The 9,303-nt window shown below is 53.4% G+C and carries 9 protein-coding genes; 5 read left to right on the forward strand and 4 right to left on the reverse strand.

The genetic code is table 11. The features are described 5' to 3' along the window. The first annotated feature begins 231 nt into the window (after nucleotides 1–231). From argB to H6A34_RS12105, 3 genes are all read left to right on the forward strand, one after another. Entirely contained in the window at nucleotides 232–1,005 is a 774-nt protein-coding gene (gene argB, locus H6A34_RS12095) for an acetylglutamate kinase (RefSeq protein ID WP_205105725.1), read from the forward strand. Between the two features lie 344 nt (nucleotides 1,006–1,349). Then, complete coding sequence (locus tag H6A34_RS12100) at nucleotides 1,350–1,862, forward strand: RNA polymerase sigma factor (protein ID WP_205105726.1); 513 nt, start codon at nucleotides 1,350–1,352, stop codon at nucleotides 1,860–1,862. Next, a complete protein-coding gene (locus H6A34_RS12105) occupies nucleotides 1,852–2,319 on the forward strand; it encodes a hypothetical protein (protein WP_021947349.1) in 468 nt (155 codons plus the stop codon). Before H6A34_RS12100 ends, H6A34_RS12105 begins: the two co-directional genes overlap by 11 nt. A 152-nt stretch (nucleotides 2,320–2,471) precedes the next feature. On the opposite strand, the gene H6A34_RS12110 is transcribed toward H6A34_RS12105, so the two are convergent. From H6A34_RS12110 to dapB, 4 genes are all read right to left on the reverse strand, one after another. Next, nucleotides 2,472–3,125, reverse strand: a complete 654-nt coding sequence (locus H6A34_RS12110) for a WbqC family protein (protein WP_205105727.1) — start codon at nucleotides 3,123–3,125, stop codon at nucleotides 2,472–2,474. 93 nt (nucleotides 3,126–3,218) lie between these two features. Further along, complete coding sequence (gene lepB, locus H6A34_RS12115; RefSeq protein WP_205105728.1) at nucleotides 3,219–3,905, reverse strand: signal peptidase I; 687 nt, start codon at nucleotides 3,903–3,905, stop codon at nucleotides 3,219–3,221. Nucleotides 3,906–4,027: 122 nt separating this feature from the next. After that, complete coding sequence (gene lepB / locus H6A34_RS12120) at nucleotides 4,028–5,455, reverse strand: signal peptidase I (RefSeq protein WP_239480872.1); 1,428 nt, start codon at nucleotides 5,453–5,455, stop codon at nucleotides 4,028–4,030. A 95-nt stretch (nucleotides 5,456–5,550) separates the two neighbouring features. Further along, entirely contained in the window at nucleotides 5,551–6,306 is a 756-nt protein-coding gene (gene dapB / locus H6A34_RS12125; RefSeq protein WP_205105729.1) for a 4-hydroxy-tetrahydrodipicolinate reductase, read from the reverse strand. 352 nt (nucleotides 6,307–6,658) lie between these two features. Between dapB and H6A34_RS12130 the strand changes: the two genes are divergently transcribed. Next, complete coding sequence (locus H6A34_RS12130; protein WP_205105730.1) at nucleotides 6,659–8,503, forward strand: DUF6377 domain-containing protein; 1,845 nt, start codon at nucleotides 6,659–6,661, stop codon at nucleotides 8,501–8,503. A 124-nt stretch (nucleotides 8,504–8,627) separates the two neighbouring features. Next, nucleotides 8,628–9,161 carry an LOG family protein gene (locus H6A34_RS12135; RefSeq protein ID WP_205105731.1) on the forward strand — a complete coding sequence of 178 codons (534 nt, stop codon included), beginning with the start codon at nucleotides 8,628–8,630 and terminating at the stop codon, nucleotides 9,159–9,161. Nucleotides 9,162–9,303 lie beyond the last annotated feature (142 nt).

A 9,303-nucleotide genomic window follows, 5' to 3' on the forward strand; every position in this document is an offset into this window, starting at 1 on the left:
AAGGAGTTCCTCTCCAACTACCGCTCTGGACTGTATGGATATACTTATTTGGAGTAAAATTCAATTTAGGAGTTAAGAAGTTAAGGAGTAAAGGAGTTAAGACAAATGCCTTGTTGGTGTATGCACGGCATATTCGACCTATTTGGCTTATTTGTCTTATTCCACCAACAAGACATTTGTCTTAACTCCTTTACTCCTTAACTACTTAACTCCTTCAAAAAAATAGAGAACATGCCCCTTCCCCTTACAATAATAAAAGTCGGCGGAGCCGTGGTCGAGGACGAGGCCCGGCTTAACGAATTGCTTGACGGGTTCTGCGCCATCAGCGGGCGCAAGGTGCTCGTTCACGGCGGCGGACGGCGTGCCACGGCCATCGCATCGCGCCTCGGCATAGAGAGCACGATGGTTGGCGGACGGCGCGTTACCGACCGCTACATGCTTGAAGTGGTGACAATGGTCTACGGCGGACTGGTGAACAAGAACATCGTGGCGCAGCTCCAGGCACGCGGAACGGACGCCCTCGGGCTGACGGGAGCCGACATTGACGTGATACGCTCGCACAAACGGCCCGTAAAGGACGTTGACTACGGCTTCGTGGGCGACGTGGAACGTGCCGACGGCGACAAGCTCACAACGCTCATCGAGGCCGGCATAACGCCCGTAATGGCGCCCCTGACGCACGACGGGCACGGCATGTTGCTTAACACCAACGCCGACACGATAGCCGCCGAGACGGCAAAGGCGCTGGCAAAAAGGTATGACGTGACGCTGGTGTACTGCTTCGAGAAAAAGGGCGTGCTGGCCAATCCCGACGACGAAGACAGCGTAATACCGCTGATAACGCGAGCCGACTTTGCCCGCCTCGTGGCCGACGGCACCGTGGCCGGCGGCATGCTGCCCAAGCTGGAGAACGCGTTTAACGCAATATCGGCAGGCGTAAGCCGCGTGAACATCACCCTCGCAACGGCCATCGACGGACGTCACGGAACGGTTATCGTGCCTTGACGCTTACCCGGGAGTAAAAGGAGCCGACAAGAGTTACCGCCCGCCGCGACGGCCCGGTTAGCCAAACGACAAATGGTCCGCCATCAGCCACGGCGCGGAAGGCCGCCTTTTGCCATGCGAAACACGGCATATCGCAGGCTAAAAGGCCACCTTTTACAAGCCAAAAGGCGGCCTTTCGCAAATCGCCTGACTGTCAGCTACTTACCAGGCTTATTAGGTCAGTTGGCCATATTAGCCCAATTAGGCCAATAAGCCCCATTTTCTTAAACATTGTTAAAAGAGAGATTTTCTCAAGATTACCTGTAACTTTCACCCCGCCCAATCGTCATTTAAATAGAGAGCAGATGAAAAATATCAGTTTTCGCAACGACGTGTTGCCCCTAAAAAACGTTCTCTACCGCCTTGCGCTGAGGATAACCCTCAACAGGGAAGAGGCCGAGGACGTAGTACAGGACACGCTGATAAAGGTTTGGAACAGACGCGACGACTGGCAGGACATCGACTCGATAGAGGCTTTCAGCCTTACTATCTGCCGCAACCTGTCTCTCGACAGAATGAAAAAGGCCGGCAACGACAACCGGCCGATAGGTGACGAAGAGGCCGGAGCGCCCGCCGCAGGCTATGACCCGTACGAACGGATGATGCAACGAGACAGGGTCGAGCAGGTAAAAAGGATTGTGGACGGCCTGCCCGAGAAGCAAAAAAGCTGCATGCAGCTGCGCGACTTCGAGGGAAAGAGCTACAAGGAAATTGCCGAAGTGCTCGGAATAAGCGAGGAACAAGTGAAAATCAACATATTCAGGGCACGGCAGGCAGTAAAGCAAAAATACAACGAAATTGACCGATATGGACTATAAGTATATAGAACAGTTGCTCGAACGCTACTGGAACTGCGAGACAACGCTCGAGGAAGAGAAGATTCTCCGCACGTTCTTCAGCCAGAAAGAGATACCGGTAAGCCTCCTGCCGTACAGGGACTTGTTCTGCTACGAACAGACCGAGACGGCTGACGACACCCTGGGAGACGACTTCGACGAAAGGCTGATGGCACAAATCAACGAGCCGGAACCCGTAAGGGCACGCACGATAAACATGAGGCAGAGACTTATGCCGCTGTTCAAGGCCGCAGCAGTGGTGGCGATATTCCTGACGCTGGGCAACGCCGCGCAGGTGGCATTCACCGACGACGAGAAGCCGGCAGCCAACATCGCCTCATTCCAGAAAGCCAAGACAGGACCCTCCGTAGCGATGGGAGACTCGGTAAAAACCGACTCGATGAAGACGGTGCCGGCCACGGCGACAATACTGAAATAAGACAATTTTCTATGCTTTCTCTATAAAACAAGTGTTTAATAAAACAACAAAACGAAACTGTGAAGTTTCAATTCTCTCAAATTTTCATAACATACTAACGTGAAGGAAGAGAGCCGTTGCCCCGTTATTGGCAACGGCTCTCAATGTTTTCGCTAAAGATACAGCACGCTCTCGTTGCCCATGTTGAAGAGAAGGTCGAGTATGCTGAGGTTTGGTATGAAGCCGTGCTTGCGCTCATATACCTGGTAATAGCGGCGCGCTACGAACTGCGGGTCGTCCAGAGGGTGCTTGGGCCGTATCACGTCACGGTAGTCTGCCGTTCCGGCAAGGACACTGTCATCGGCCGCTACATACTCCGTGGTAGGCTCGATGCACGGTTCTATGCCGATTAATTCGCACATTTTGGCGCAAATCTCCATGTTGAAGTCATACAGGAAGGTCCACTTCCGCTCGAAGAACGGCCGCAAGTCGTCAACGTAATACTCGAAGAACGGCGACTCACCGTAGGCGCTCGCCAGCGCGTTCCAGTGCAGATGGCGCCAGTTACCGTGGTCGCTTATGCGGATATCGCGCATGAGACACTTTCCCGCAGTAGCCTTGCCATCGGCCGCCAACGCCGCCCCGGTGCGTTCTACGGGCACCGTAAGGGCCTGTACGCCGCCCGTAGTGGCTATCACGCAACGGTTGCGGTAGGTCTGCTTGATGAAGTTATCGTAAGCCTCAACACGCACACGGTCGTACCGGTAAAGCTTCTGGTACCACTGTATGGGGCCGAAATAGGCCGAGGAAAGAAGTGCTTGGGACATTATTTGAAGGAATTAAAGAGGTTAAAAGAAGCTGTTGTCCGCCTTGCGGACACATGAATTAAAAGGACAAATGCCTTATTCAAGAGCTGAAAACTACGGGTTACGTATAAGAAGAAACGTCCTGCCGTCACGCAGACAGCAGTTTACGGGCTTGCCGCCGTCGACCGAATACATAAGCATTATCACCTTTCCGATGATGAAAGTCTCGGGAACGAAGCCGAAACAACGCGAGTCGCTCTTGTCGGAACGCCGCCCGGAGCTGAACCAGTAATAGTCGTTGGCAAACGTGGCGCACTCAATACGACGGCCGTCGACATACAGCTGGCCGCCCGACACACGCGCGTTGCGCCCCTCATATTTGCCGTAAAGATATGCTATCAAGGCCGCGTTGGCCGGCGTTACGCCTATTGCGACTTTCTTGCCCGGCACCACTATGCGTCCGTTTTCCGCCGTTACGGTGTCTCCCGGCACGCCCGTGCAATAGTAAGCCAGCGTCTCCCGCCTGTGCACCGGCCTCAACGTATCGGCCGGACTGTTGAACACCACGAGATCGCCGCGCCCCACCCTGCCGCCTATCCACCGCGCGTAGCTGAACAGCCGGCCGTCACCCGTGCGCAAGCCATAGCTCCACCGGTTCACCAGCACACGGTCGCCGTCAACGAGGCAAGGCTCGAGGGCCGTGCCCCTGACCGTATATACAGTGAACACCAGCGCGCGGAAAGCCAACATCAGCAAGATTGTGACCGTCAGCGCCATCACAAACTTGAGCGCATGTTTCATTTTACGGTTTTACGGTTATGAGGTTATGGGGGTTTAAGGTGTTTGCAGCCATTCTATATTTATGCGGTTATGAGGCATTGAAACCGTAAGACCGTATAACCCCATAACCGCATAACCCCACATCACTTTATATTATCCACCAGCCTGAACAGCCTGTTCCTGCGTATGCCGGAGAAGCCGCCGCGGTCGGGATCGCTGCTCCACCAGATGAAGATGGGCTTGCCCACGATGTGGTCTTCAGGCACGAAGCCCCAATAACGCGAGTCTGCCGAGTTGTGGCGGTTGTCGCCCATCATCCAGTAATAGTCCATCTTGAACGTGTATCTATCGGCCTGCTTGCCGTTGATGAATATCTTTCCGTCCTTCACCTGCAGGTCGTTGCCTTCATACACACGTATAGGACGCTCGTAGACGGCGATGTTCTGCATGTCGAGTTTTACCGTCGCGCCCTTCTTCGGAATCCATACCGGCCCGTAATTATCGCGTGTCCACCCCGTGGCGGCGTTCAAAGGATAAATGTCTCCGGTGATGGTGTCGGTATTGAGAGTGATACTCTGCACGATGTCCTTACGCCTCATGAGGGCGTCGTGGGCGCGTTTCGTCAACGGCATGTAGCCGCTTTGGTTCAGGCTTGTCAGGTCTTCCATGCTTATTCCGAGCTCTTCCATCAGGTCGTCGGGGATGGGCTGGTTCAGCTTAACGTAATAAGTGTACTGCACGTTGTCGGGTTCCTTGTTCGGCTTGCCGTCAAGATACACTATACGGTTCTTGATTTGAAGGGTCTGTCCGGGCAGTCCCACGCAGCGTTTCACGTAGTTCTCGCGGCGGTCTACAGGTCGGGTCATCACCTTTCCGTAGGTACTCGGGTTGTCGATGATGTACTTACGTCCCGTAGCATATACCATTGCGAACCAGTCGTACTGCTCCTGCGGGGTCATACGGGTGAAGTCAGGCTGGTAGGCCAGCAGCTGGCTGCCGAACGAATAGCACATCTGGTAGTAGTCGGCGGCCTGGTACTGCTCGTTGCTTACGAGCGTATCGCCTGCCGGATAGTTGAACACCACGATGTCGTTCAGCTCGACCTGGCCGAGGCCCTTAACCCTTCGGTAGTCCCACTGCGGCCATTCGATATACGACTTGCAGTTGATGACGGGCAGGGTATGCTGCGTAAGCGGCATGGTAAGCGGCGTCTCGGGTATGCGCGGGCCGTAGCTTACCTTGCTCACGAAGAGGTAGTCGCCGGTAAGCAACGACTTCTCGAGCGAGCTTGAGGGTATTACGTAGTTCTGGAAGAAGAACAGGTTGATGAAATATACGGCCACGAGAGCGAACACAAGGGCGTCAACCCACGACATGATGAAGCGCACCGGCGGCTCGGAATTCTTCCACCACTGCCACTTTATCTTCTTGGTTATGTAGACGTCGAATATGAACGGGACTACAAGCAGTCCCCACCAGCTTTTCACCCAAAGCAGGAACAGGAGATAAAGAACGGTTACAACGGAGAACTTAATCCATTGTTTCTTCATGTTAAGTTGTTTCTTTTCCATTATGCTTGTGTATGGATATATATCGGGAGTTATAAGGAGTCAGCGAGTATAGCGGGCGACAACTCCCGTTAACTCTTTATAACTCCCTTGAATCTTTAAAACTTAAACATATCGCTGATTGTCAGCAGGCCGCTGTGCGTGGCCGTGTACTCAGCCGCCAGGACTGCGCCGAGGGCGAATCCCTTGCGCGAGTGGGCGTCATGGGTTATCGTTATGCAGTCGGCCTCAGAGTCGTACGTCACGGTATGTATGCCCGGCACCTCGTCACGCCGCACGCTGTTTATGGCTATCTTGTCGCCGTCGCACTTGTCCGAGCCGGTCAGCGTGCCGTCGGGAGACAGCAGTGTGCCCTTTACCCAGCCCGTCTTGCGGTCGAGGTTGTCGACTATCTCCTCGGCCAGGGTTATCGCCGTGCCGCTCGGCGCGTCAAGCTTGTGTATGTGGTGGGTCTCCTCCATGCTGACCGAATACTGCGGAAATCCGTTCATGATTTTGGCCAGATAGCGGTTGACGGCCGAGAAAATGGCTACGCCAACGCTGAAGTTAGACGCCCAGAAGAGCGTCTTGCCCTCGTCGTTACACATGCGGCGCACGTCGTCGCCGTGGTCTTTCATCCAGCCCGTAGAGCCCGAAACTACCTTTACTCCCTTGGCGAAAGCCTTGAGGTAGTTGCCGTAGGCGGCCGTAGGGTTGGTAAACTCGATGGCAACGTCGGCCGAGGCGAACTCGGGAGAGTCGAAATCCTGCGGGTTGTCGACGTCGATTATGCATACAATCTCATGGCCGCGGCCGCGGGCTATCTGCTCAATCATCTTGCCCATCTTGCCGTAACCGATAATAGCTATCTTCATTTCTATGAATGGTTTATGTTCTGTGCAAAGATAATGCAAAATTTCGAGTAAGCGAAACGAAAGTAAATACATTTGACTTTTATGCCGGATAAATGCGCCGATACGGCCGTTCAAGAAAAACAAAGGCCATTATTTTGCGTTTTCACAATATTGTTTTAATTTTGCAACAGTTGCTTTCAGCGGACTGATATTACTGAATGATATTATGGGAAAAAGACTTTTACGACCCGTTGGCGGAACTGTTTTGAGTGGCACGGCGATGGTTACAGTTTCAAATGATGACCTTTCAGCTTGCAAAACAAGGTTTTTCATCTTTCGAAAGGTAACCTTTCACGCTATAAAAGGATACCTTTTGCAGACCTGTCGGAAGCAAGCGGAAACCGTAAGGAAAAGCCTCCGATATGTAACAAACCGTAAGCAACTGCCACAAGCAGGCACTAACAATAATTACGCCAACGGATTGTTGCTGCTTGCGCTGGCCCTGTTCACAGCGATGGATGCGTCAGCCGGGAGCCGTTCGGATTCCGTCTACCGCTGTCTTGACAAAGCCATCGCCGAGTCGGATATTTACATCGCGCGCCACGAGAGCAAAATAAACGGCCTGAAAAAGCAGCTCGGCGCGACTCGCAGCGCCGCCGACAGATACGACATAGAGTTCAAGCTGTACGAAGCTTACAGGGCGTTCATCAACGACTCCGCCCTCGTGTACCTCCAGAGGGCCATCAAATCAGCCGACAAAACAGGCAACGCCGGCGCCGCCAACAAGTGCAGGGCACTGGCGGCATTCCAATGCTCGACGTCAGGAATGTACAAAGAGTCTCTCGACCTGCTCAACACCGTTGACCGCAACGCGCTCGGGCAAGACAACATCGTAGAATACTACATGGCCTGGCATCACCTATACGACCAGCTCGGATTCTATTCCAAGGTAGAGTGCCTGAAGCAAGTCTACGAGACCAAAGCCGAGCTTTACGCCGACTCGCTGCTTGCCGTAGCCGACAAGAACAGCCCAATATACCTGCAGACCATGGAAAACCGGATGTACGACCGCGGCGACTACCGCGCGGCCTTACGCTATAACGACAAGTGGCTGAAGCTCAACGGCGACAATCCCGAGGGCTTCGCAATCATCGCTTTCTACCGTTTTCTCGACTGCAAAATGCTGGGCGAGGAGGACGAGTGGACCTACTGGCTGGCCATGTCGTCGCTGTACGACGTACGCAACGCCACCATGGACCAGGCGTCGATGTGGGAGCTTGCAAACCATTTCTACAGTACCGGCGACAAGGAGCGTGCATACAACTACATCAACTTCGCGTGGAAATGCGCCGACAGGTTCCATACAAGGGTAAGAAGCGAACAGATCCTGCCGGCATTCTCGGCCATCAACGACATTTACCGCACGTCCATAACACGCACCAACCACTACCTCCGCATACTGCTTGCCGCCATAAGCCTGCTCGCGTTGCTTATGTTCGCAATACTTGTCTACGTCAACAAACAGCGCAAGAGGCTCGCATCGGCCCGCAACGAACTAAGCCGCAAGAACCGACAGCTTACCGACTTGAACGCCGACATGAAGACCACGCTCGACAATCTCGACCAGACCAACCGACAGCTCACCGCAACCGGCGACCGACTTAACGACGCCATTGCCGGCCTTGACGAAAGCAACAGGGTGAAGGAGAAATACATCGGGCTGTTCCTGCGCCAATGCTCGTCGTACATAGACAAGATGGACCGCATGCGCAAGGAGACTTTATCCATGCTGAAAAACAAGCGCTACAACGAGCTTTACGAAATAATGAGACCCTACAACTTCAGGAACCGCGAACAAAAAGAGCTGTTCGAGATTTTCGACTCTACGTTCATAAGGCTGTTCCCGACGTTCGTCGACGAGTTCAACCGCCTGCTGAAGCCCGAATTCCGCATACATCTTACCGATACGTCACGCCTTAACACCGACATACGCATATTCGCGCTGATACGCCTCGGCATTGACGACAGCTCGAAGATAGCCGAGTTCCTGCATTACTCGGTCAACACCATCTACAACTATCGGGCACGGATAAAGAGCGGGGCGGCATGCGACCGCGACCAGTTCGAGGACTATGTAAAGGAAATAGGAATCCCCCGAAAAAGCCTCGGGAGTGGTGAAAAATCAAGGTGCCGGCCATCGGAAGAGAATCAAGAGTAATGAAGCCGATGTCGGCATAAACGCCGACGCGCCACTTAATCCGCCCCGCCCAACAGGGCGACAAGACACTTGCGCACGTCAGTCAGCAACATACAATTACATTAACAACATAATAATAAAGAACATGAAGATAGCTGTTTTCTGCTCGGCCAACTCGAACATCGAAGTTGAATATTTCAATATAACTGAAGAATTGGGCCACTGGGCCGGCCAAAACGGCCACACTATAGTATTCGGAGGTTGCAACCTCGGCCTCATGGAGTGTGTAGCCAAGGCGGCACGCGAGGCCGGCGGACGCACCATAGGCGTAGTTCCCACCATCATTGAGCGTGGCGGCAAGGCCAGCCCTAACATGGACGTATGCATGCCTTGCGACAACCTGAGCGACAGGAAAGAGCTCATGATAGGACAATGTGACGCGGCAATAGCCCTGCCCGGCGGCCTCGGCACGCTCGACGAAGTGTTTACGATGGCAGCGGCGGCCACCATAGGCTACCACCACAAGCCCATAATACTGCTCAACGCCGGCGGTTTCTGGAATAAGCTGATAGCCCTTCTCGACGACCTCCAGGGCAAAGGAATGGTAAGGGGAGAATGGAGGAATATAATAAAGGTCGCGGATGACCTGGAAGAATGCATAAAGGAGTTAAGAAGTTAAAGGAGTAAAGGAGTTAAGACAAATGCCCGACCGCTTATCGTCTGATAAAATAAGCAACGGAACTGTTGTCTTAACTCCTTTACTCCTTTAACTTCTTAACTACTGAAAAGAGACTATCTATCCTCCTTCAGCCTATCGGCCA

It is taken from the genome of Marseilla massiliensis (assembly GCF_016899855.1).
In the GTDB taxonomy this organism is placed as follows: domain Bacteria; phylum Bacteroidota; class Bacteroidia; order Bacteroidales; family Bacteroidaceae; genus Prevotella.